This is a genomic window from uncultured Sphingomonas sp. (genome assembly GCF_964250165.1).
GTDB lineage: Bacteria > Pseudomonadota > Alphaproteobacteria > Sphingomonadales > Sphingomonadaceae > Sphingomonas.
The window spans coordinates 1-20881 of sequence record NZ_CAXUEK010000049.1 but is presented as its reverse complement, the minus strand read 5'-3'; the positions used below and the strand labels follow the sequence as shown (position 1 = coordinate 20881).

Annotated in this window: 16 protein-coding genes and 1 pseudogene; 8 read left to right on the top strand and 9 right to left on the bottom strand. The window is 70.2% G+C overall.

The genetic code is table 11. From position 1 onward, the window contains the following. A pseudogene (locus ACFE64_RS10760) lies at positions 1–731 on the top strand (aminomethyl-transferring glycine dehydrogenase subunit GcvPB); the annotation flags it as partial. Positions 732–803: 72 nt separating this feature from the next. Here the strand turns inward: ACFE64_RS10760 and ACFE64_RS10755 are convergent. Further along, entirely contained in the window at positions 804–1229 is a 426-nt protein-coding gene (locus tag ACFE64_RS10755) for an organic hydroperoxide resistance protein (protein WP_375392461.1), read from the bottom strand. Between the two features lie 147 nt (positions 1230–1376). On the opposite strand from ACFE64_RS10755, the gene ACFE64_RS10750 reads away from it, so the two are divergent. Beyond that, positions 1377–2042: a PEPxxWA-CTERM sorting domain-containing protein gene (locus ACFE64_RS10750; protein WP_375392460.1), complete on the top strand. Its 666-nt coding sequence runs from the start codon at positions 1377–1379 to the stop codon at positions 2040–2042. Positions 2043–2048: 6 nt separating this feature from the next. Here ACFE64_RS10750 and ACFE64_RS10745 read toward each other — a convergent pair whose 3' ends face one another. Beyond that, positions 2049–3767 (bottom strand): DUF885 family protein, encoded by a 1719-nt coding sequence (locus ACFE64_RS10745; RefSeq protein ID WP_375392459.1) that lies wholly within the window; start codon positions 3765–3767, stop codon positions 2049–2051. Between the two features lie 90 nt (positions 3768–3857). Between ACFE64_RS10745 and ACFE64_RS10740 the strand changes: the two genes are divergently transcribed. Then, positions 3858–4388, top strand: coding sequence for a hypothetical protein (locus tag ACFE64_RS10740; protein WP_375392458.1), 531 nt, complete (start codon positions 3858–3860; stop codon positions 4386–4388). Positions 4389–4635: 247 nt separating this feature from the next. Beyond that, positions 4636–6168 (top strand): proline--tRNA ligase, encoded by a 1533-nt coding sequence (gene proS / locus ACFE64_RS10735; RefSeq protein ID WP_375392457.1) that lies wholly within the window; start codon positions 4636–4638, stop codon positions 6166–6168. A gap of 21 nt (positions 6169–6189) precedes the next feature. On the opposite strand, the gene ACFE64_RS10730 is transcribed toward proS, so the two are convergent. Next, positions 6190–6585, bottom strand: a complete 396-nt coding sequence (locus ACFE64_RS10730) for a glycine zipper domain-containing protein (RefSeq protein WP_375392456.1) — start codon at positions 6583–6585, stop codon at positions 6190–6192. 60 nt (positions 6586–6645) lie between these two features. Further along, a complete protein-coding gene (glpD, locus tag ACFE64_RS10725) occupies positions 6646–8115 on the bottom strand; it encodes a glycerol-3-phosphate dehydrogenase (RefSeq protein WP_375392455.1) in 1470 nt (489 codons plus the stop codon). A 52-nt stretch (positions 8116–8167) separates the two neighbouring features. On the opposite strand from glpD, the gene ACFE64_RS10720 reads away from it, so the two are divergent. Together ACFE64_RS10720 and ACFE64_RS10715 are read left to right on the top strand one after the other, a co-directional pair. Beyond that, complete coding sequence (locus tag ACFE64_RS10720) at positions 8168–10633, top strand: ribonuclease R family protein (RefSeq protein ID WP_375392454.1); 2466 nt, start codon at positions 8168–8170, stop codon at positions 10631–10633. A gap of 3 nt (positions 10634–10636) precedes the next feature. Then, complete coding sequence (locus ACFE64_RS10715; protein ID WP_375392453.1) at positions 10637–10939, top strand: hypothetical protein; 303 nt, start codon at positions 10637–10639, stop codon at positions 10937–10939. A 15-nt stretch (positions 10940–10954) separates the two neighbouring features. Here the strand turns inward: ACFE64_RS10715 and ACFE64_RS10710 are convergent, their stop codons facing one another. Together ACFE64_RS10710 and ACFE64_RS10705 are read right to left on the bottom strand one after the other, a co-directional pair. After that, complete coding sequence (locus ACFE64_RS10710; protein WP_375392452.1) at positions 10955–12127, bottom strand: saccharopine dehydrogenase family protein; 1173 nt, start codon at positions 12125–12127, stop codon at positions 10955–10957. A gap of 107 nt (positions 12128–12234) precedes the next feature. Continuing rightward, positions 12235–14016 carry an ABC transporter transmembrane domain-containing protein gene (locus tag ACFE64_RS10705; RefSeq protein WP_375392451.1) on the bottom strand — a complete coding sequence of 594 codons (1782 nt, stop codon included), beginning with the start codon at positions 14014–14016 and terminating at the stop codon, positions 12235–12237. A 99-nt stretch (positions 14017–14115) separates the two neighbouring features. Here ACFE64_RS10705 and ACFE64_RS10700 point away from each other — a divergent pair, with 99 nt between their 5' ends. Further along, positions 14116–15348 carry a polyhydroxyalkanoate depolymerase gene (locus ACFE64_RS10700; protein WP_375392450.1) on the top strand — a complete coding sequence of 411 codons (1233 nt, stop codon included), beginning with the start codon at positions 14116–14118 and terminating at the stop codon, positions 15346–15348. Between the two features lie 21 nt (positions 15349–15369). Here the strand turns inward: ACFE64_RS10700 and ACFE64_RS10695 are convergent, their stop codons facing one another. From ACFE64_RS10695 to ACFE64_RS10685, 3 genes are all read right to left on the bottom strand, one after another. Then, positions 15370–15849, bottom strand: a complete 480-nt coding sequence (locus ACFE64_RS10695) for a pyridoxamine 5'-phosphate oxidase family protein (RefSeq protein ID WP_375392449.1) — start codon at positions 15847–15849, stop codon at positions 15370–15372. A 379-nt stretch (positions 15850–16228) separates the two neighbouring features. Then, entirely contained in the window at positions 16229–17404 is a 1176-nt protein-coding gene (locus ACFE64_RS10690; protein WP_375392448.1) for an acetyl-CoA C-acyltransferase, read from the bottom strand. A gap of 110 nt (positions 17405–17514) precedes the next feature. Next, complete coding sequence (locus ACFE64_RS10685; protein ID WP_375392447.1) at positions 17515–17973, bottom strand: MaoC family dehydratase; 459 nt, start codon at positions 17971–17973, stop codon at positions 17515–17517. 129 nt (positions 17974–18102) lie between these two features. Between ACFE64_RS10685 and putA the strand changes: the two genes are divergently transcribed. Then, positions 18103–20881 (top strand): bifunctional proline dehydrogenase/L-glutamate gamma-semialdehyde dehydrogenase PutA (gene putA, locus ACFE64_RS10680; protein WP_375392446.1); only part of this gene is annotated, 2779 nt, incomplete at its 3' end.

Genomic DNA, 20881 nt, shown 5'->3' with positions numbered 1-20881 from the left:
ACGCGATGCACATCAACCTGCACAAGACCTTCTCCACCCCGCACGGCGGCGGCGGTCCGGGGTCGGGGCCGGTGGTGCTGTCGGAGGCGCTCAGCCCGTTCGGCCCGCTGCCCTACACGGCGCGAACGGCGGATGGCTACGTCCACCTCGTCGAGGAGGGGAATGCCGAGGCGTTCTCGCGTGAACATTGCGACGGCGCGGTCGCGAGCTTCGGCCGGATGACCGCCTTCCACGGCCAGATGGGCATGTTCACCCGCGCGCTCACCTACATCATCAGCCACGGCGCCGACGGACTGAGGCAGGTCGCCGAGGACGCCGTGCTCAACGCGAACTACGTGCTGCGCCGGCTCGACGACGTGCTCGACGCGCCGTTCGGGGGCTCCGGCCCGTGCATGCACGAGGCGCTGTTCTCGGACGAGGGCTTTCCCGAGGGCTTCTCGACGCTCGACGTGGCGAAGGGGCTGATCGACGAGGGTTTTCACCCGATGACGGTCTATTTCCCGCTGGTGGTCCACGGCGCGATGCTGGTGGAGCCGACCGAGACGGAATCGAAGGCGGCGCTCGACCAGTTCGTCGGCGCGCTGCGTGCGGTGGCGGAGCGGGCCAAGGCGGCCGACGCGAGCCTGAAGACCGCGCCGCATTTCGCGCCGCGCGCCCGGCTCGACGAGACGCTGGCGGCGCGCAAGCCGGTGCTGACGTGGAAGGCGCCGGTGGCTGCGGCGGCGGAATAACTGCGCTTCGGCCCCTCACCCTGACGCGCAAGCGCGTCTGTCCCTCTCCCCTTCACGGAGAGGAAAGTCGGGTCATCCTACCGTCAGTCCCACATCAAGATTGCCCCGGGTCGCGTTCGAATACGGACATACCTCGTGCGCGGCCTGCATCAGCCGTTCGGCATCCGCGCGATCGATGCCCGGCAGCGTCGCGGTGAGCGCGGCGGTGATGCCGTAGCCGCCCTCCTCGCGCGGGCCGAAGCCGACCTCCGCCGTCACCGTCGCGTCCGGCGGCACGCGCACGCCGACCTTGCCCGAGACCGCCTTCATCGCGCCCAGAAAGCAGGCGGAATAGCCCGCGGCGAACAGCTTCTCCGGGTTGGCGCCGACGCCGCCGGGGCCGCCCATCTCCTTGGGGACGACCAGCTTGACGTCGACCGAGCCGTCGTCGGAGCGCGCCGCCCCGTCGCGTCCGCCGGTCGCGGTCGCCTGCGTCCTGTAGATTACGTTCACGGCCATGGCTTGCTCCTTGAATGACGGCGGGGAAGTGGCGTCCGCCGGTCTGCGGCGCAACCCGTCCTGAACCGGGACAGGTTAATCATGTTGCATCGCAACCGGCTACGGGTCACTAATTTCGGGCGGCGTGGACCGCGCGGGGAGCACAGCATGAACAAGATGGTTTGGGGCGCATTGATTGTCGCCGTCTGGGCGGCGCCTGCCGCCGCCGATATCGACAACACAGTGCTGGAGGGCGACGTCCGCCTGGGCGCCGGCAACCTGATCCAGATGGGCCGGCTGGGCCGTAATAACATGGCCGGCCAGGATTTCGCGGGGTCGGAGGCCTTTCCCGGCACGAACAATCCCACGGTCCAATATCACTACACCACCTTCGCGGCGGCGTTCGCTCCGAACGCGCTGCAGGACATCTATTACTCGATCGTGTTCGACGACGATGCGGCCGATCTGTTCGCCTCCGCCTATAACGGCAGCTATGATCCGACCAGCAAGGCGACCAACTGGCTGGGCGACGCCGGCCGATCCGGCAATTACATCTTCTATCCCGGCCTTCCCGGCGACGCCCTGTTCTTCGGGGTCAAGGTGGCCAAAGGCGGCTCACTGACGCTGGTCGTCAACGACACGGTCGCGGGGCTGGGCACGTCGTCGAGCGCCCATTACCTGATCCAGGCCTTCTCCGACAGCGAATATGGTACGGACTTCCTCACTGCCTCTGTCCCCGAGCCGGCGAGCTGGGCGATGATGGTCGCGGGCTTCGGCGCGGTCGGCGGCGCGGTGCGCTATCGCCGGCGGCGGGCGCGTCTCGCCTTCGCCTGAGCCGGGTCACTCGGGCGGGTAGGGGCTCCGCCCGCCCTCGGCGATGAAGCGGTCGATCCGCGCTTGCAGCACGGGCATCGGCACGGAGCCGAGCGAGAGCACCGTGTCGTGGAAGGCGCGGATGTCGAAGCGCGGGCCGAGCGCCGCTTCCGCCTTGGCGCGCGCCCGCCGGATGGTCAGCTCGCCCAGATAATAGCTCAGCGCCTGCCCCGGCCAGCCGATATAGCGATCCACCTCGGTCTCGATCTCGTGGTCGGAGAGCGCGGTGTTGTCGCGCAGGAAGGCCTGCGCCTGCGCGCGCGTCCAGCCCTGCGCGTGGATGCCGGTATCCACCACTAGCCGCGCCGCGCGCCACATCTGATAGCTGAGCATCCCGAACCGCTCGTACGGCGTCTGGTAGAAGCCCATCTCGTCGCCGAGCCGCTCGCAATACAGCGCCCAGCCCTCGCCATAGGCGGAGATGTAGCTCTGGCGGCGAAACGGCGGCAGCGCAGCGTTCTCGGCCGCGAGCGGGATCTGGAAGGCGTGGCCGGGTGCGCTCTCGTGCAAGGTCAGCGCCGGCAGCTGGAAGAGCGGGCGCGAGGGCAGGTCGTAGGTGTTGACCAGATACTGCCCCGGTCCGCCGCGTCCCGCCGTGTAATAGGGCGCGATCTCGGGCGGCACCGGCACGATCGCGAAGCGGCGGCGCGGCAGCCGGCCGAACCACTTCGATGCCATGCCGTCGAACCGCTTCGCCTCCCACGCCGCCTCCTTCAGCAGCTCGTCCGCGGTCTTGGGATAGAAGCGCGGGTCGGTGCGCAGGAAGTGCAGGAACGCGGGCAGGTCGCCATGGAAACCCGCATCCGCCTTGGCCTTCTCCATCTCGGCGCGGATGCCGGCGACCTCGTCCAGTCCCAGCCGGTGGATCGCATCGGGGCTCAGGTCCAGCGTCGTGTAGACCCGGATGCGGCTGCGGTAATAGGCCGGGCCGTCCGGCAGGCTGGCAGCGGCGAGCGCGGGCTTGAGCGCCGGGAAATAGCTCTTGCGCAGAAACGCGAGCAGCCGCTGGTGCGCGGGAATGACCTGGGTCTCGATCACGGACCGTGCCGCCGATTGCATCAGGGCGCGATCGGCGATGCTGGCCGGCAATCTGGCGAATGGCTGGTAGAAGACGGTCGCCTCGGGCGTCTTCGCCTCCGCCACCGCGGCGACGGGGGCATCGCGCCCGGTCATCACCACCGCCGGCGGGGTGAAGCCGCGCGCCAGGCCGAGCCGCATGGCGGCGATCTCTTCGTCGATGAAGCGGCCCGTCTCGCCCAGTTGCGAGAGATAGGCCCGGTAATCGGCCGCGCCCCGCGCGAAGCTTCCGCGCGCGGGATATTGGAGGTCGGACCAGAAGGCGCTGTCGCCGTTGACCGGCTTCTGCCATTCCAGAAAGGCTTCGTCCTCCAGCAATGACGCGATCTGCTGACGATAGACCTGGAAGTCGACGCGCACCTCCGGCGAGAGCCGGCGCTGGTCGAGCGCATCGAGCCGGCGGGCGACCGCCGTCCACCGCGCGTGCCGCCGCGCGTGGCTGGCCGCGGACTCGCTCGGCAAGTGCGCGTCGACCGCGTTCGGGTCCGCCGCTGCGAGGTGCTCGCTGATGCGCGAGGCCCATTCGGCGGTCCAGATCGCCTTGAACTGCGCGTCTGGCGACGGCGGGGCGGCGGCGAGGAGCAGCAGGAGCAGAGCAAGGCGGCGCATGTCGCCCAGCGTGGCGGACGCAGGCGGATCAGGCAATCTTTACACGAAGAGCAGGTGCTCTACGGTGCTAATACAGCAAGAGGTCCGCCGATGCACACCCACCCCGTCCAGCCCGCCCCGCTGATCTCCTACGCCATCACCGGGCTGGTCATCGCGGTCGTGTTCGCCCTGCGGTGGCGGCGGATGAGCCGGGTGACGCCGCTGCGCCTGGAGCGGCTGTGGATCTTTCCGGCGCTCTATGCGGTGATCGCCGTCGGGCTGTTCGTGGCGACACCGCCCGCCGGGTTCGGTTGGCTGTTCTGCGCAGCGGCCCTGTTCGCCGGCGCGGCGCTGGGCTGGCAGCGCGGCAAGCTGATGCGGATCACGATCGATCCCGAGACCCATCAGCTGAACCAGACCGGCTCGCCCGCCGCCTTGCTCTTCATCCTCGTACTGATGGCGGTGCGCAGCGGCGCGCGCGTCGCGCTGACGGGCGACAACGCGCTGCACCTGAACGCGCTCGCCGTCACCGACATGCTCGTTGCGCTGGCGTTGGGGCTGTTCACGGCGACGCGGGCGGAAATGTACTTGCGAGCGAAGCGGATGCTCGCTGCCGCGCAGCAGGCGGCGAGCCCCGTCTGATTCCGAGGTGCGCGGGAGGCCGATCGCCGAGAACAGGCGTCGCTGGTCACGCGAGCATCGGGAGCGCCATGCGGAAGGAGAGTAGCGCGCGTATCCACCTTCGGTCATGCCGGCCTTGAGCCGGCATCCCCGGCGGACGAGTGAGGCGCGGTGCGTCGAGCCTAGCGCCTGAACTGTGGGTCCGGGCCGGATACCGGCTCTGCGGGCGGGGTGACGGGGGAGAGGCGATCTTCTAGACACCCGCGCCATGAAGCACGCGCTCCCCGTCACCCGCGCCCAGGATTTCGCCGCCTGGTATCAGGCGGTCATCGCCGAGGCCGATCTCGCCGAGGAATCGGGCGTGCGCGGCTGCATGGTGATCCGGCCTTGGGGCTATGGGATCTGGGAGCGCATCCAGCGCCTGCTCGACGATCGCATCAAGGCGACGGGGCACGAGAACTGCTATTTCCCGCTGTTCATCCCGCTCTCCTATTTCGCGAAGGAGGCCGAGCATGTCGAGGGCTTCGCCAAGGAGATGGCGGTCGTCACCCACCATCGCCTGATCGGCGACGGCAAGGGCGGGCTGGTCCCCGATCCCGAGGCGAAGCTGGAGGAGCCGCTGGTCGTCCGCCCGACGTCGGAGACGGTGATCGGCGCCGCCTTCGCGCGCTGGGTGCAGTCGTGGCGCGACCTGCCGGTGCTCATCAACCAATGGGCCAACGTCGTGCGCTGGGAAATGCGCACGCGCATGTTCCTGCGCACCAGCGAGTTCCTCTGGCAGGAGGGGCACACCGCGCACGCCAGCGAGGCGGAAGCGCGCGAGGAGACGCTGCGCATCCTGGAGCTCTATCGCAGCTTTGCCGAGGAGTGCCTGGCGCTCCCGGTCGTTGCGGGCGAGAAGCCGGAGAACGAACGCTTTCCCGGCGCCGTCGCCACCTATTCGATCGAGGCGATGATGCAGGACGGCAAGGCGCTCCAGGCGGGCACGTCGCACTTCCTGGGCACCAACTTCGCGGCCGCGCAGAATATCCGCTTCCAGAACGCGGCCGGCGAGCTGGAGCTGGCGAACACCACGAGCTGGGGCGTCTCCACCCGCATGATCGGCGGCGTCATCATGGTGCATGGCGACGATGACGGCCTGCGCGCGCCGCCGCGGATCGCGCCGTGGCAGGTGGTGATCGTCCCCATGCTCCGCGATGCGCCGGAGGACGAGGCGGTGATCGGCTATTGCCGCGAGCTGCAGCGGGCGCTGGCGGCGCGGACGGCGTTCGGCGAGCCGGTCCGTGCGTTGCTCGACCTCAAACCCGCCAAGGCCGCCGCGAAACGCTGGGGGTGGGTAAAGAAGGGCGCCCCGCTGATCGTGGAGGTGGGCCCGCGCGACATGGCCGGCGGCAACGTCTCGGTCGTGCGGCGTGACCGGCTGTATCGCGAGGACGGCAAGCTGGATGCGCAAGTGCTCGCGCGCGATGCCTTTGTCGAAGGCGCGCCGGCGTTGCTGGTGGCGATCCAGGCCGCGTTGTTCGCGGACGCCAAGGCGCGGCTGGACACGGCAATCGTGCCGGTCAGCGACTGGGCTGCGATCGAAGCGATGTTCGCCGATGGCCGGGAAAATCCCGGGTGGGCGGAGATCAGCTGGTCTCGCCCTGCGGGCACGACGCTCGATGCCGTGGTCGAGCGGCTGAAGGCGCTCAAACTGACCATACGCAACGCGCCGATGACGCCAGGGGAGGAAGTCACCGGCGCATGCGTCTTCACCGGCGAGCCGGCGGTCGAACGGGTCCTGATCGCCCGCGCCTATTAGGGCGCGGGCGGTGTCACGAGATCAGCGGCAGTAATAGCCGTTGCGGCGGTTCTGCGCCTCGTCATGCTGCTGGTCGAGGCTCTTGCCGAGCAGCGCACCGCCGCCGGCGCCGAGCAGCGTGCCGAGCGTGTTGCCGCCGAGCGCATTGCCGATCAGGCCGCCGCCGACCGCGCCGAGCACCAGGCCCGTCGTGCCGTTCGAACGCTTGCAGTAATAGCGGCCGTCGCTGCCGCGATAGACCCGGTCGTTCTCCGACAGGCGCTGGCCGTAACGGCTGTCGCGCCCGCGATAACCGTTGGCGGGATCCCAATTATTGTCGCGATCACCCTGCCAGCGCTGCGCGGTCGCGGCGGTGGGGAGTGCGATGGGGGTGGTGAGCACGGCCGCCATCAACGCGGCGGCGATGGTCTTTTTCATGACATGCATCCTTACTTTGGCGCGAGGTGAACCCGCAAACCGCCGGATGGTTGCGGCGAGCTACTCTCCTGCCGGCGGAGGGGACGCGAAACGGGCGTTCCACCATCGCTCCACCGTCGCCCGCTGGTCGGCGTCGAGCACCAGCCCCAGCTTCGACCGACGTTCCAGCACGTCCGCCGCCGTCCGCGCCCATTCGCGGTCGTGCATCCAGCGCAATTCCGGCTCCGTCAGCCCGCCGGCGACGTCGCCCGGCTCCGCGTCCACCCCGTCCAGCAGCGTCTCCAGCGCCGACCCATAAGCGTGCGCCATGCGCGCCGAGCGCGCGTCGCCCAGCCAGGGCCAGCGCGCCCGCACCGTCGCCAGGAACGCATCGAACGCGCCGATATCGCCGCCCGGAAACGGCCGCCGGCGCGTGACCCGCGCCGCCTTGCGCCCGAGCAGCGGCGCGAGCTTGCCTACCGCCTCCTCGGCCAGGTGGCGGCCGGTCGTGATCTTGCCGCCGAACACGCTCAGCAGCGGCGGCTGGTTGGCATCGACCTCCAGCACATAGTCGCGGCTCACCACCTGCGCTTCGCTGGCGCCATCGTCGTAGAGCGGCCGCACGCCCGACCAGGTGGAGACCACGTCCGCGGGCGCGATCTGGCGGATGAAGTGCCGGTTCACGGCGTCGCACAGATACCCGATCTCGTCCGCGTCGATCACCGCCTGTTCGGGGGCGTCTACGGCCACGTCGGTGGTGCCGATCTCGGTGAAGCGGTCCTGATAGGGAATGGCGAAGACGATCCGCCGATCGGGCTGCTGCAGGATATAGGCGTGATCGCCTGCGTAGAGCCGCGGCACGACGATGTGGCTGCCCTTGACCAGCCGCACCCCGGCTTTGGCGTTCACCCCCAGTCGCCCCAGCGCCTCCGCCACCCATGGCCCCGCCGCGTTGACCAGCGCGCGCGCCGCGACCTCGCGCCCGTCCGACAGCCGCGCGCGCCACAGGCCGTCCTCGCGCCGCGCGCTGGCGAGCGCGGTGCGGGTCGCGATCTCGGCGCCGTTCGCTGCTGCATCGAGTGCATTGGCGAGGGTCAACCGGCTGTCGTCGACGAACGCGTCCGAATAGACGAAGCCGCTCCGGTCATCCTTCAGCGGCGCGCGATAGCCGGCATCGCTCCGCCGCAACCCCCGCGAGCGCGGCAGGCTCATGCGCCCGCCGATCAGGTCGTAGAGCACCAGCCCCGCGCGCACGAGCCACCAGGGCCTGAGCCCCTTCTCGTGCGGCAGCACGAAGCGCATCGGCCGGATCAGGTGCGGCGCGGCATGGACCAGCCGCTCGCGCTCGCGCAGCGCCTCGGCGACTAGGCGGAAGTCGTACTGTTCCAGGTAGCGCAGGCCGCCATGGATCAGCTTGGTCGAGGCGGACGAGGTGTGGCTGGCGAGGTCGTCGCGCTCGACCAGCAGCACCGACCAGCCGTTCAGCGCCGCCTCGCGCGCGATCGCGCAGCCGTTGATGCCGCCGCCGACGATGAGCAAATCGTAGATCACGCCGCGCCATGTAGCGCGTGACGGGCGCGGCCGCAGTCCCTATCTCGCCCACGTGCCCAGCAAAACGCCAGGCCTGCCGACCCGCCGGCAGGTGCTCGACTTCATCGCGCGATCCGACCAGCCCGCCGGCAAGCGCGAAATCGCGCGCGCCTTCGGCCTGTCGGCGCAGGACAAGATCGCGCTCAAGGCGCTGCTGAAGGACATGGCCGACGAAGGGCTGATCGACAGCGCGCCGGGCCGCGCCTTTCACCAGATGGGCGGACTGCCCAAGGTCACGGTGCTGCGCGTCGCCGACGTGGACGAGAGCGGCAACGTGTGGGCCGTCCCCGAGCATTGGGAGGCGGAGACGCCGCCACCGCGGCTGCGGGTGCGCGAGCGCAAGCGCGGCGCGCTCGGCGTCGGCGAGCGGCTGCTGGCGCGCACGGAAGAGGCGGGGCAGGGCTGGATCGCGCATCCGATGAAGGTACTCGCGCCGGCCGCCGAGCAACTGCTGGGCGTGCTCCGCGCCGAGGGGGCCGGCGCCGATCGCCGCCTGTGGCTGACCGGCGTCGAGAAGAAGGACCGGCGCGAATATGCGGTCTCGGACGCCGGCGGCGCGGAGCCGGGTGATCTGGTGCTGGCCGAGCGCAGCGGTCGACCGCCGCGCATCACCGCGCGCGTCGTGCAGCGGCTGGGCGATCCCTTCGCGCCGCGCAGCTTCTCGCTGATCGCGATCCACAAGCTCGGGATACCGGATCGGTTCGGTCCGGAAGCGCTGGAGGAAGCGGAACGGGTGGCGGCGTTTCCACTCCTCCCCGGGACGGGGAGGGGGACCACCGGCGCAGCCGGTGGTGGAGGGGGGCCCGCCGCGAGCAAACCACTTGGACCGGAGCCCCCTCCACCACTCGCCCAAGCGGGCGAGCGGTCCTCCTCCCCGTCCCGGGGAGGATCGGAGCGGGAAGACCTGCGCCACCTGCCCATCGTCGCCATCGACCCGGCCGACGCGCGCGACCATGACGATGCGGTGTGGGCCGCGCCCGACGACGATCCCGCCAACCCGAACGGCTGGCGCGCGATCGTCGCCATCGCCGATGTGAGCTTCTATGTCCGCCCCGGCTCCGAGCTCGATCGCGAGGCGAGGAAGCGCGGCAACTCGGTCTATTTTCCCGATCGCGTGGTGCCGATGCTGCCCGAGCTGCTGTCGGCGGACACATGTTCGCTCAAGGCCGGCGCGGACCGCGCCGCGCTCGCCTGCCACCTGCAGGTGGCGAAGGACGGGACGCTCAAGAGCTGGCGCTTCACCCGCGCGCTGGTCCGCATCGCGGCGAATGTCGCGTACGAGGATGCGCAGGCAATGGTCGATCAGCTCCTCCCCGGGACGGGGAGGGGGATCGCCCCCGCAGGCGGTGGTGGAGGGGGCTCCGATCTGGGCGAGGCGGTCGATTCCGGCCTCCCTCCATTACTGCGCGATGGATCCCCTCCCCGCCCCGGGGAGGAGCTGGCATCGCTCCTCCTCCCCCTCTGGTCCTGCTGGCGCGCGCTGGCCGCGGCGCGGGATCGGCGCGCGCCGCTTGACCTCGATCTGCCCGAGCGTCGCGTCGTGCTCAACGAGAACGGCCGCATCCTCTCGGTCGCGCCGCGCGAGCGGCTCGACGCGCACCGGCTGATCGAGGAATACATGATCGCCGCCAACGTCGCCGCCGCGAAGGCGCTGGAGGCAAAGCGGGCTCCCGTCATGTATCGCGTCCACGAGCCGCCCGCGCGCGAGAAGCTGGTCGCGCTCAAGGATTATCTGGAAACGTTCGGCGTCCCGTTCGCGCTCGGCCAGGTGATCCGCCCCGCCACCTTCAACCATATCCTCGACCGGATCGGTGAGGCCGAGTTCCGCCCGCAGGTGATGGAGCAGGTGCTCCGCACCCAGACCCAGGCCTATTACGCGCCCGTCAATCACGGCCATTTCGGGCTGGCGCTGGGCTCCTACGGCCACTTCACTTCGCCGATCCGCCGCTATGCCGACCTGCTGGTCCATCGCGCGCTGGTCAGCGCCTATGCGCTCGGCGACGGCGGCCTCGCCGGCAACGAGGATTTCGAGCGGCTGGGCCAGACGATCAGCGCGCTGGAACGCCGCGCGATGGAGGCGGAGCGCGACACGATCGACCGCTATGTCGCGGCCTTCCTGTCGGAGCGGGTCGGCGAGACGGTGGACGCGCGCGTGACCGGCGTCACCAATTTCGGCCTGTTCGCTTGCGTTGAGGGGATCGGCGGCGACGGCCTGCTCGCGGTCCGCGATCTCGGCACGGAGTATTTCCGCTTCGACGAGGCCGCCCGCACGCTGACCGGCGAGCATTCCGGCGACTGCTACGCGCTCGGCCAGCGCCTGCAACTGCGCCTCGCCGAGGCCAACCCGGTCTCGGGCGCGCTCCGCTTCGAGCTGCCCGAAGGGAAGGGCGGCGCGCTCGCACCCGAGGGCAAGCGCGCCCGCCCGTTGCATCGGCGCGGGCGACCGCCCAATATCCGCCACCAGGGCAAGAGGAGGTAAGCCATGTCCGGAGCCGCCGTCGCCGTGCTGGTCGCCAAGGCGCGCCGGCGCATCATCCGCCGCTTCGACGAGGCCGGCGCGCATTCCGCCCCCACCGCCATCGCCTTCACCCCGCGCGACCGCCTGATCGACCGGCGCATGTTCGCGCGGCTGCAGCGCGACGGCGCGTTGGTCGAGAGCGCGCCGGGGCGCTTCTACCTCGACGCCGAGGGACTCGACCGGTTCCGCTCGGCGCAGCGCCGCCGTGTCGGTGGCGTCCTCGCCCTCGCCGCGGCCGCGGTCGGCGCAATCATCGCGCTGGCCTGAGCCGGTCGCGCCGCTCTAGCCGGCGGTGAAGGTCAGCCCTGCCGTCGCCTGCAAGCGGTCGCGCAGCTTGGCGCCCAACAGCGCGCCGGGCGTCCATACGCCACCCCCCTTGGCATCCGCGGCCGCGACATCCTCGACCAGGCACAGCGCGCTTTCGGCGATCATCTTGCTGGTCGAGCCGTAGCCCGGGTCCTTGTCGCCGGTCACCACGGTGTCGATGCGCGTCCCGTCCGGCATCAGCCCCACGAACAGCAGGTCGTAGAAGCCCGCCTCGCGCTCTTCCCGGCCCGGTCCCTCGCCGGGCTTCGGCCCCTTGTCGCGGGCGAACGGGTTGATCCGCGCGATCGCCTCCGCCGCCGCCTCGCCGAGCTCGCCGAGGCCGGGCGCGACCATCATCTCGTCATAGACGAAATCCGCGCCCCAGGGGTGGCCGGCGAGGAAGTTGGTCCGGTGGACGTTCTTGGTGTTGATCGGCGCCATCACGAACGGCGCGACCCAGCAGCCCAGCGCGGCGTCATATTCGGGGACCAGCCCGCTCGGCTGGTGCGGACCGCTGAAGCCCGGGGTCAGCGCGAACGGGCTTGCGAGCAGCTTCAGGACCGACGGCTCACGCGCGGCGGCGGCGAGTGTCGCCTTGAGGCTCGCCGCCGTGCCGCCGGAAAAGCCGCCCTGCATCTTGCGCACGCGGCCCTTCACGCGCGGCGCTGCCCGACCAAAGCGCGCTTGCGCCGCTTCCTGCAGGGTCAACACACCGAGATCGAACGGGATCGAGTCGAAGCCGCAGGAGAAGACGATCCGTGCGCCCGTGCGCTTCGCCTCGTCATGATGCGCGTCGATCATCTGCCGCATCCAGGCCGGCTCGCCGCACAGGTCGACATAGGCCGTCCCCGCCGCCGCGCACGCCGCCACCAACGCGGAGCCATAGAGCTGGTAGGGGCCCACCGTGGTGACGATCACCGTCGCCCGCTCCGCCATCACCTTGAGCGAGGCGGGATCCTCCGCGTCGGCGACGACCAGCGGCGTGTCGGCGGGCGCGCCGATCAGATCGCGCACCTCGGCGAGCTTGGCCTGCGACCGCCCCGCCATCGCCCAGCGCCCGCGGCCGGGATAGGCCTGGACGAGATATTCGGCGACGAGCCGCCCGGTGAAGCCGGTCGCGCCGTAGACGATCAGGTCGAAGTCGCGCACATTCGCCTCCCGCTTGCGGGAGGGTCAGGGGAGGGGTGTCCTCCCGCCGCCCGCCTGGGCATCAGCAACATGCCCTCCCTCGACCCCTCCCGCAAGCGGGAAGGGAGCTACGCCGCCTCGCGGAACTGCAGGCTCGCCAGCCTGGCGTAGAGCCCGTTGCGCCCGATCAGCTGGGCATGGGTCCCTTCCTCGACGATACGGCCGCCGTCCATGACCACGATCCGCCCGGCCGCACGCACCGTCGCCAGCCGATGCGCGATCACCAGCGTCGTGCGGTCCGCCATCAGCCGCTCCAGCGCCTGCTGCACCAGCCGCTCGCTTTCGGCGTCGAGCGCGCTGGTCGCCTCGTCGAGCAGCAGGATCGGCGCATCGCGCAGCAGCGCGCGGGCGATGGTCAGCCGCTGCCGCTGCCCGCCCGAGAGCCGCGCGCCGCCCTCGCCCATGAAGGTGTCGAGCCCGTCCGGCAGCCGCCGCAGGAACTCCGCCGCGTTCGCCGCCTCGGCGGCGGTCCAGAGCTCCTCGTCCGACGCCTCCCAGCGGCCGTAGCGCAGATTGTCGCGCGCGGACGCGGCGAAGATCACCGTCTCCTGCGGCACCAGCGCGATCTGCGCGCGCACCGCGGCCGGGTCGGCGTCGCGCAGATCGACGCCGTCGATCGTGAGGCGCCCATCCTGCGGATCGTAGAAGCGCTCGGCGAGCTGGAACAGCGTCGACTTGCCGGCGCCCGACGGCCCGACGACCGCGACGGTCTCGCCGGCCCCCACCGCGAGCGAGAAGTCGTGCAGCGCCGCCACGTCGAGGCGCGTCGGATAGCGGAACGTCACGCCCTCGAACGCCAGCGCGCCGCGCGCCGGCGTTGGCAGCGCCACCGGCCGGGCGGGCGCGGCGATCTCGGGCCGCTCGTCCAGCAGCTCCGCCAGCCGTTCCGCCGCGCCCGCTGCGCGCAGCAGGTCGCCGTACACCTCGCTCAGCGCGCCGAACGAGCCGCCGACGAACACCGCCGCGACCAGGAACCCCATCAGCGATCCGCCGGACAGCCGCCCCGCCGCCACGTCCGACACGGTCGACCACAGCAGGAACGTGATCGCGCCGAACAGCAGCCCGATGACCAGCGCCGTCATGCCGGCGCGGATTCGGATGCGGCGCTTGGCGGCGGCGAAGCCGCGGTCGACGGCGGCGGCGAACCGCGCGCTCTCGCGGTCGGCCTGCCCGAACGCCTGCACCACCTTCATCGCGCCGAGCGTCTCGACCGCGATCGCGCCGATGTCGGCGATCCGGTCCTGGCTGGTGCGCGAGAAGCCGCGCACCCGCCGCCCGAGCAGGACGATCGGCAGGATGATCACCGGGATCGCGAGCAGCAGCGAGCCCGCGAGCTTGGGCGCGAGCACGAACAGCGAGACGGTGCTGAGCACGCCCGTCACCAGGTTGCGCAGCGCGACGGAGACGGTCGTGCCGACCGCCACCTCGATCTGTGCGGTGTCCGCGGTCAGGCGCGAGGCGATCTCCGCCGGCCGGTTCTGCTCGAAAAAGGCGGGGCTCAGCCGCAGCAGATTGGCGAGCACCGCCTGGCGCACGTCCGCCACCGTCCGCTCGCCGAGCCACGAGACGAAATAGAAGCGCAGCGCGGTGCCGATCGCGAGCACGACGACGAGCCCGAACATCTGGTAGAAGATCAGGTTGATGTGCGCCCGGTCGCCGCCATGCGCGAAGCCGCGGTCGATCATCGAGCGCACCGGATAGGGCAGCGCCGCCGTGGTCAGCGAGGTGGCAAGCAGCGCCAGCACCGCCACCGCGAGCTGGAACGGATAGCGCGACGCGTGCCGCCACACGATTCCCAGGCTGCCGAGCCGGCGGCGGCGCGCGGGCGCGGGATCGGCGGGAGCGTTCATGGAACGGCCGGTAGCAGGCGACTGTCCCATCCTCAACGCTGCCACGTGGTTGACAAGGGTTAGCCCAACCGCAACCAGACCTTCGATATGGGACACCGCATGCTTTACGACACCTATGAATGGCAGCGCTCGATGCTGGCCGGCGCGAGCGCGATGGCGAGCTGGACCTCGCAGCTGCTGAACGACCCCGCCAATCCGTTCGGCTCGTTCGGCGGGGGCAAGACGATGGCGTCGGCGCTCGACGTGTTCGCGCACGCCTCCGCGCCGCGCGGCAAACCCGCCTTCGGGCTCGACCGGACGACCGTGGACGGTCGCGAGGTGGCGGTCACCGAGGAGGTGGTGATCGACCAGCCGTTCGGTGCGCTCAAGCGCTTCCGGCGCGCCTTTGTGGATGGTGGGGATGTCGAGGGCGGGCCGAAGCTGCTGATCGTCGCGCCGATGTCCGGCCACTATGCCACGCTGCTGCGCGGCACGGTGGAGCGGCTGCTGCCGGTCGCCGACGTCCACATCACCGACTGGGCGGACGCCAAGCTGGTGCCGCTGGATGCCGGCCGTTTCGACCTCGACGACTATATCGATTATCTGATCGGCTTCCTGGAGGCGATCGGCCCCGGCGCGCACATGCTCGCGGTCTGCCAGCCGTCGGTGCCCTGCTATGCGGCGACGGCGCTGATGAGCGCCGACCGGCATCCCTGCCGGCCGCGGACGCTGACCATGATGGGCGGCCCGGTCGATACGCGCGAAGCGCCGACGGCGGTCAACACGCTCGCCACCCAACGCCCGCACGCCTGGTTCGAGCACAACGTCATCGCCACCGTGCCGTTCATGTACCCCGGCGCGGGACGGCGGGTGTATCCCGGCTTCCTGCAACTCGCCGGCTTCATGTCGATGAACCTCGGCAACCACATGATGAGCCATTGGGAGATGTTCAAACATCTCGTCCGCGGCGACGGCGAGAGCGCGGACACGACCAAGGACTTCTACGAGGAGTATCGCTCGGTCTGCGACATGACGGCGGAGTTCTACCTGGAAACGGTCGATCTGGTGTTCCAGACCCATGCTCTGCCTCGCGGCGAGATGATGCACCGCGGCCGCAAGGTGGACCCGGGCGTGATCACCGATGTCGCGCTGCTCGCGATCGAAGGCGAGCGCGACGACATCTCGGGGCTGGGGCAGACGCGCGCCGCGCTAAAGCTGGCGACCAATTTGCCGGACGACAAGAAGCGTTACTACATGGCCGACGGCGCCGGCCATTACGGCATCTTCAACGGCTCGAAGTGGCGCGACACGATCGCCCCGGTGATGATCGACTGGATGGCGGCGAACGCCTGAGCGTCCGCCGCCGGCCAGCGGTCAGGCAACCGAGTCCACCACCGCGTGGCTGGAGGACTCGCCGGCGTGGATGGTGCCGCCGAACAGCATCTTTAGCCGGCCGGATACCGATACGTCGGTCTCCCACAGCTCCGCCGAGCTCACGTCGAAACGGTTGAGCCGCGCGTCCTGCTTGCCATTGGGGAACCACGCCTCGACGCGGTTATCCCACAGCTTGTCGAAGGTTGCGCGATCGGTCTCCTCGCTGACCGTGCCGGCCAGGCAGGCGAAGAAATCATGCCCCTTGCCGACGAACTGCGCCATCGCCACGCCGCCCGCGGCGATGCGGTTGTCCTTGGCCGAAAACACGAACAGCGTGTTGGGCTGATCGTCGTCGAGCTTGACGTTCATCGGCTCGGAATGCTGCCCGTCGGTCAGCCCGATCATGACGAAGGGACTGTCCTTCAGCTTGGCGAGGAACTTGGCGGCGACTTCCTGCGGGCTGTCCTGATGGTCGGCCATGTGCGCGTCTCCTGATGGCATCGGTTCGGCCGAAGAAACGAGCGCGGGCGGGGTTGGTTGCTTTGTCCAGGCCGGCGTCGGCGGGCATGGCTTCGGGAAAATTGGCGCGGCATACGGAACATGGCGGCAAATCCGCCGCCACCACAGAAAGGCAAAGCTATGACTTTTGCTGATTTGTGATGGCGCTCTGCGCCTTCGCGACCTGGTCGTGAAAGCGATCGAGGCGGCTCGCAAGAGCTAAGCGCACGGGCGGGGCTCGAGCTGACACCCGGGCCCCAAACGCGATGAGCCCCGATCGCTGACACGACCGGGGCTCACACCGAAAGGCGGCTATGACTTCGCCACTCCATACATAGCGTATTGGCCCTTACCGTTCAACTTACAGCACCTCGAACAATCCTGCGGCTCCCATGCCGCCGCCGACGCACATCGTCACCACGACGTACTTGGCGCCGCGGCGCTTGCCCTCGATCAGCGCGTGGCCGGTGCAGCGCGCGCCCGTCATGCCATAGGGATGGCCGATCGAGATGGAGCCGCCGTTGACGTTCAGCAACTCGTCGGGGATGCCGAGCCGGTCGCGGCAATAGAGCACCTGGACGGCGAACGCCTCGTTCAACTCCCACAGGCCGATATCGTCCATCTTCAGCCCGTTGCGCTCCAGCAGCTTGGGGATCGCGAAGACGGGGCCGATGCCCATCTCATCGGGCTCGGTGCCCGCCACCGCCATGCCGACGTAGCGGCCGAGTGGGGTTAGACCCTTCTGCTCCGCCACCTTCTCCTCCATCAGCACCGCGGCGGACGCGCCGTCGGACAGCTGCGACGCGTTGCCGGCCGTCACCGTGCCGCCCTCGACCACGGGCTTGAGGCCCTGCAGGCCCGGCAGGTTCGTCTCGGGGCGATTGCCCTCGTCCCTGGCGAGCGTCACCTCGTGCTTGGTGACCTCGTTCGTCTCCTTGTTGGTCATCGCCATGGTCGCGGTGACCGGGACGATCTCATGGTCGAACTTGCCTGCCTGCTGCGCGGCGGCGGTGCGCTGCTGCGACTGCAGGCCGTAGGCGTCGCAGACGTCGCGGCCGATGCCGTAGCGCTTCGCCACCACCTCCGCGGTCTGCAGCATCGGCATGTAGACGTCCTGGTGCATGGCGAGCAGCTCGTCGTCGCGGCCGACGCGCATCTGCGGGGTCTGCACCATCGAGATGCTCTCCACGCCGCCGCCGATCGTCACGTCCATGTTGTCGACGATGATCTCCTTGGCCGCGGTGGCGATCGCCATCAGCCCGGACGCGCACTGGCGATCGAGCGACATGCCGGCGACCGAGGTCGGGATGCCCGAGCGGAGCAGCGCCAGCCGCGCGACGTTGCCGCCCTGCACGCCCTGCTGGAGGGCGGCACCGAACACCACGTCCTGCACCTCGGCGGCATCGATCCCGGCGCGCTCGACCGCCGCCTTGATCGCATGACTGGCGAGCGTCGGCGAGGGCGTGGCATTGAACGCGCCGCGATAGGCGCGGCCGATCGGCGTGCGGGCGGTGGAGACGATGACGGCGGAGCGCATAGGCTGATCCTTCTTAACTCCCCTCCCGCTTGCGGGAGGGGTCAGGGAGGGCGTGTGGAAAGTGGAGGAGCAACCCCTCCCCTAGCCCCTGCCGCAAGCGGGAGGGGAACTTAGACGAAGATCTGGCTCATCCATTCGGCGATCATGGCGGGCTTGTCGGCGCCCTCGATCTCGACGGTGAACTCGTTGGTCTGCTGGTAGCGACCGGGGCTCTTCTCGTCGAACTCCTTGAGCTTGAAGCGGCCGCGCACCTTCGCGCCCGACGGGACCGGGGTGAGGAAGCGGACCTTGTTGCCCCCATAATTGACGCCCATCTTGACGCCGTCGAGCCGCGGCGCGTCGGGCACCTTGGACGACAGCAGCGGCATCAGCGACAGGGTCAGGAAGCCGTGCGCGATGGTGCCGCCGAACGGCGTCTGCTTGGCGCGCTCGGGGTCGATATGGATGAACTGGTGATCGCCGGTCGCATCGGCGAACTTGTCGATCATGTCCTGCGTCACCTCGACCCAGTCGCTGACCGACTCCTCCCCGACCCGACCCTTCATCTCCTCGACGGTGATGGTCGCCATGGCGTTTCCCCTCCCGATGCGGCTAAGCGCTCGGCCTTCCTCTAGGCAGCATCCTCCCCACATCGCAAGCCTCAGCCGACCGGAACCCCGAACATGCCCCCGTCTCCAGCGTCCGACCCTCGGAAAACCATGGCCGCGCTGCACCGCGCGGCCGAACCCGACGTTCTAAAGCCGCTGCTGGAGCGGGCGCGGCTGACGCCCGAGTCGCGCGAGCGGGTGATGGGAACCGCGTCCGAGCTGCTCGCCGACCTGCGCGCGGCACAGACCCGGGGCTGGGTGAACCAGTTCCTGCAGGAGTATCGGCTCAACTCGTCCGAGGGCGTGGCGCTGCTCTCGCTGGCCGAGGCGTTCCTGCGCGTCCCGGACCCCGAGACCGCGGACCTGCTGATCGCCGACAAGCTCGGCGACGCGGACTGGCGTTCCCATGCCGGCCGCTCCTCGTCGGCGCTGGTCAACTCGGCGACCTGGGGGCTGGTCGTGGGCCGCGCGCTGGTGGGCGAGGGCGGCGGCGCGCTCAAGCGGCTGATGACGCGCGCGGGCGAGCCGTTCGTGCGCCAGGCGGTCGGCGCGGCGATGAAGCGGATGGGCGAGATCTTCGTGATGGGCCGCACCATCGCCGAGGCGACCGCGCGGATGGGCAGGCCGGAGAACAGGGGCTTCACCGCCAGCTTCGACATGCTGGGCGAGGCGGCGCGCACGCATGCCGACGCCGAGCGCTATTTCCACGCCTATGCCAATGCGGTGGACGCGGTCGGGCGCGACCCCACCGGCGGCCACTCCATCTCGGTCAAGCTCTCGGCGCTGCACCCGCGCTACGAGGTCGCGCGCTGGGACGAGTGCGTGCCGGCGCTGATCGAGCGACTGGCGGCGCTCGCCGTTCAGGCGGCGGGCAGGGGCATCGCGCTCACCGTCGACGCGGAGGAAAGCGAGCGGCTGGAGATGTCGCTGGACATCATCGGCGCGGTCGCGGGCCTGCCGGCGCTCAACGGCTGGGACGGCTTCGGCATGGCGGTGCAGGCCTATGGCAAGCGCGCGCGGCCAGTGATCGCGTGGGCGAACGGGCTGGGGCGGCTGATGAACGTGCGGCTGGTCAAGGGCGCCTATTGGGATTCGGAGATCAAGCGGACGCAGATCGAGGGCCTGAGCGACTACCCGCTGTTCACGCGCAAGGCGGCGACCGACGTCAGCTATCTCGCGGTGGCGCGCGACATGCTCGACGCCGAGAATATCCGGCCGGCGTTCGCCAGCCACAACGCGCTGACGGTCGCGACCATCATCGAATGGGCGGGCAACGGCCGCGACTTCGAGTTCCAGCGGCTGCACGGCATGGGCGAGGGGCTGTACGAGCGGCTGGTCCGCGAGCGTGGCTACCATACCCGCATCTATGCGCCGGTGGGCGGCCATCGCGACCTGCTCGCCTATCTGGTGCGTCGCCTGCTGGAAAACGGGGCCAATTCCAGCTTCGTCCACCAGCTGGCGGACGAACGGCTGAGCGAAGCGGACATCCTCGCCGATCCGGTGGCGAAGATCGCGGCGGTCGGCGGGGCGCGGCATCCCTCGATTCCGCTGCCGCGCGACCTGTTCGGCGATCGGAAGAACAGCGAAGGGCTGGACCTGAGCGACCGCGACGTGCTGGCGCGAACGGTGAGGGCCGTTTCCATCTCTCTCCCTGGAGGGGAGAAGGACGGCGAGCGGAGCTCGCCGGGTGAGGGGGCGATGGACGTCGAAGTCCCACACCCTGGCGGTGCGCGCCTGTCCCTCTCCCCTCTAGGGAGAGGGATCGAGGACACCATCGCCCGCGCGCACGCCGCTTTCCCGGCCTGGTCGGCGACGCCGGTGGAGGAGCGGGCCGCGATGCTGGAGCGGCTCGCCGACAGCCTGGAGGCGCACCGCGACGAACTGATGGCGCTGTGCGTGCAGGAGGCGGGCAAGACGATCGCCGACGCGATCGGCGAGGTGCGCGAGGCCGCCGATTTCTGCCGCTATTACGCCGCGCAGGCGCGCGCCGGGCTCCAGCCGGTCGAGCTGCCCGGGCCGACCGGCGAGCGCAACGTGCTGCGGCTGGCGGGGCGGGGCGTGTGGGCGACGATCGCGCCGTGGAACTTCCCGCTGGCGATCTTCCTGGGCCAGACCGTCGCGGCGCTGGTCACCGGCAACACGGTGGTCGCCAAGCCCGCGCCGCAGACGCCGCGCATCGCCGCGCGCGCGGTCGAGCTGGCCTGGGCCGCAGGCGTGCCGGGCGACGTGCTCCACATCGTCCTCGGCGGGCCCGCGGCAGGCGCCGCGCTGACGGAGGACGCGCGCGTCGCCGGGGTCGCCTTCACCGGCTCGACCGCGACGGCGAAGCGCATCGCCCGCGCGCTCTTGGCGGACGACGACCGCCCGATCGTGCCGCTGATCGCCGAGACCGGCGGCATCAACGCGATGATCGTCGACTCCACCGCCCTGCCCGAACAGGTGGTGGCGGACGTGGTCGCCAGCGCGTTCCGCTCGGCCGGCCAGCGTTGTTCGGCGCTCCGGCTGCTGCTGCTGCAGCAGGAGATCGCGGACGGCGTGATCGCGATGCTGCAGGGTGCGATGGAGACGCTGATCGTCGGCGCGCCGGGCGATCCGGCGACCGATGTCGGGCCGGTGATCGATCGCGCGGCCTATGACCGGCTGATGGGCTATCGCGAGCAGGTGCGCAGTCGGTGGCTGAAGACGGTGGACGTGCCCGACGCCACCGACGGGCTGTTGCCCGATGGGCGACAGGGCGGTCTGTTCGTGCCGCCGACGCTGATCCGGCTCGATGCCGTCGAGCAGCTGACGCAGGAATGGTTCGGCCCGCTGCTCCACGTCGCGACCTGGCCGGCGGGCAGGCTCGCCGAGACGATCGCGCGGGTGAATGCCAAGGGTTTCGGCCTCACCA

Coding starts and splice junctions, on each gene's coding strand:
- ACFE64_RS10755 (WP_375392461.1), bottom strand. CDS start 1,229: ATGGCCGTGAACGTAATCTACAGGACGCAGGCGACCGCGACCGGCGGA.
- ACFE64_RS10750 (WP_375392460.1), top strand. CDS start 1,377: ATGAACAAGATGGTTTGGGGCGCATTGATTGTCGCCGTCTGGGCGGCG.
- ACFE64_RS10745 (WP_375392459.1), bottom strand. CDS start 3,767: ATGCGCCGCCTTGCTCTGCTCCTGCTGCTCCTCGCCGCCGCCCCGCCG.
- ACFE64_RS10740 (WP_375392458.1), top strand. CDS start 3,858: ATGCACACCCACCCCGTCCAGCCCGCCCCGCTGATCTCCTACGCCATC.
- proS (WP_375392457.1), top strand. CDS start 4,636: ATGAAGCACGCGCTCCCCGTCACCCGCGCCCAGGATTTCGCCGCCTGG.
- ACFE64_RS10730 (WP_375392456.1), bottom strand. CDS start 6,585: ATGAAAAAGACCATCGCCGCCGCGTTGATGGCGGCCGTGCTCACCACC.
- ACFE64_RS10715 (WP_375392453.1), top strand. CDS start 10,637: ATGTCCGGAGCCGCCGTCGCCGTGCTGGTCGCCAAGGCGCGCCGGCGC.
- ACFE64_RS10705 (WP_375392451.1), bottom strand. CDS start 14,016: ATGAACGCTCCCGCCGATCCCGCGCCCGCGCGCCGCCGCCGGCTCGGC.
- ACFE64_RS10700 (WP_375392450.1), top strand. CDS start 14,116: ATGCTTTACGACACCTATGAATGGCAGCGCTCGATGCTGGCCGGCGCG.
- ACFE64_RS10695 (WP_375392449.1), bottom strand. CDS start 15,849: ATGGCCGACCATCAGGACAGCCCGCAGGAAGTCGCCGCCAAGTTCCTC.
- ACFE64_RS10690 (WP_375392448.1), bottom strand. CDS start 17,404: ATGCGCTCCGCCGTCATCGTCTCCACCGCCCGCACGCCGATCGGCCGC.
- ACFE64_RS10685 (WP_375392447.1), bottom strand. CDS start 17,973: ATGGCGACCATCACCGTCGAGGAGATGAAGGGTCGGGTCGGGGAGGAG.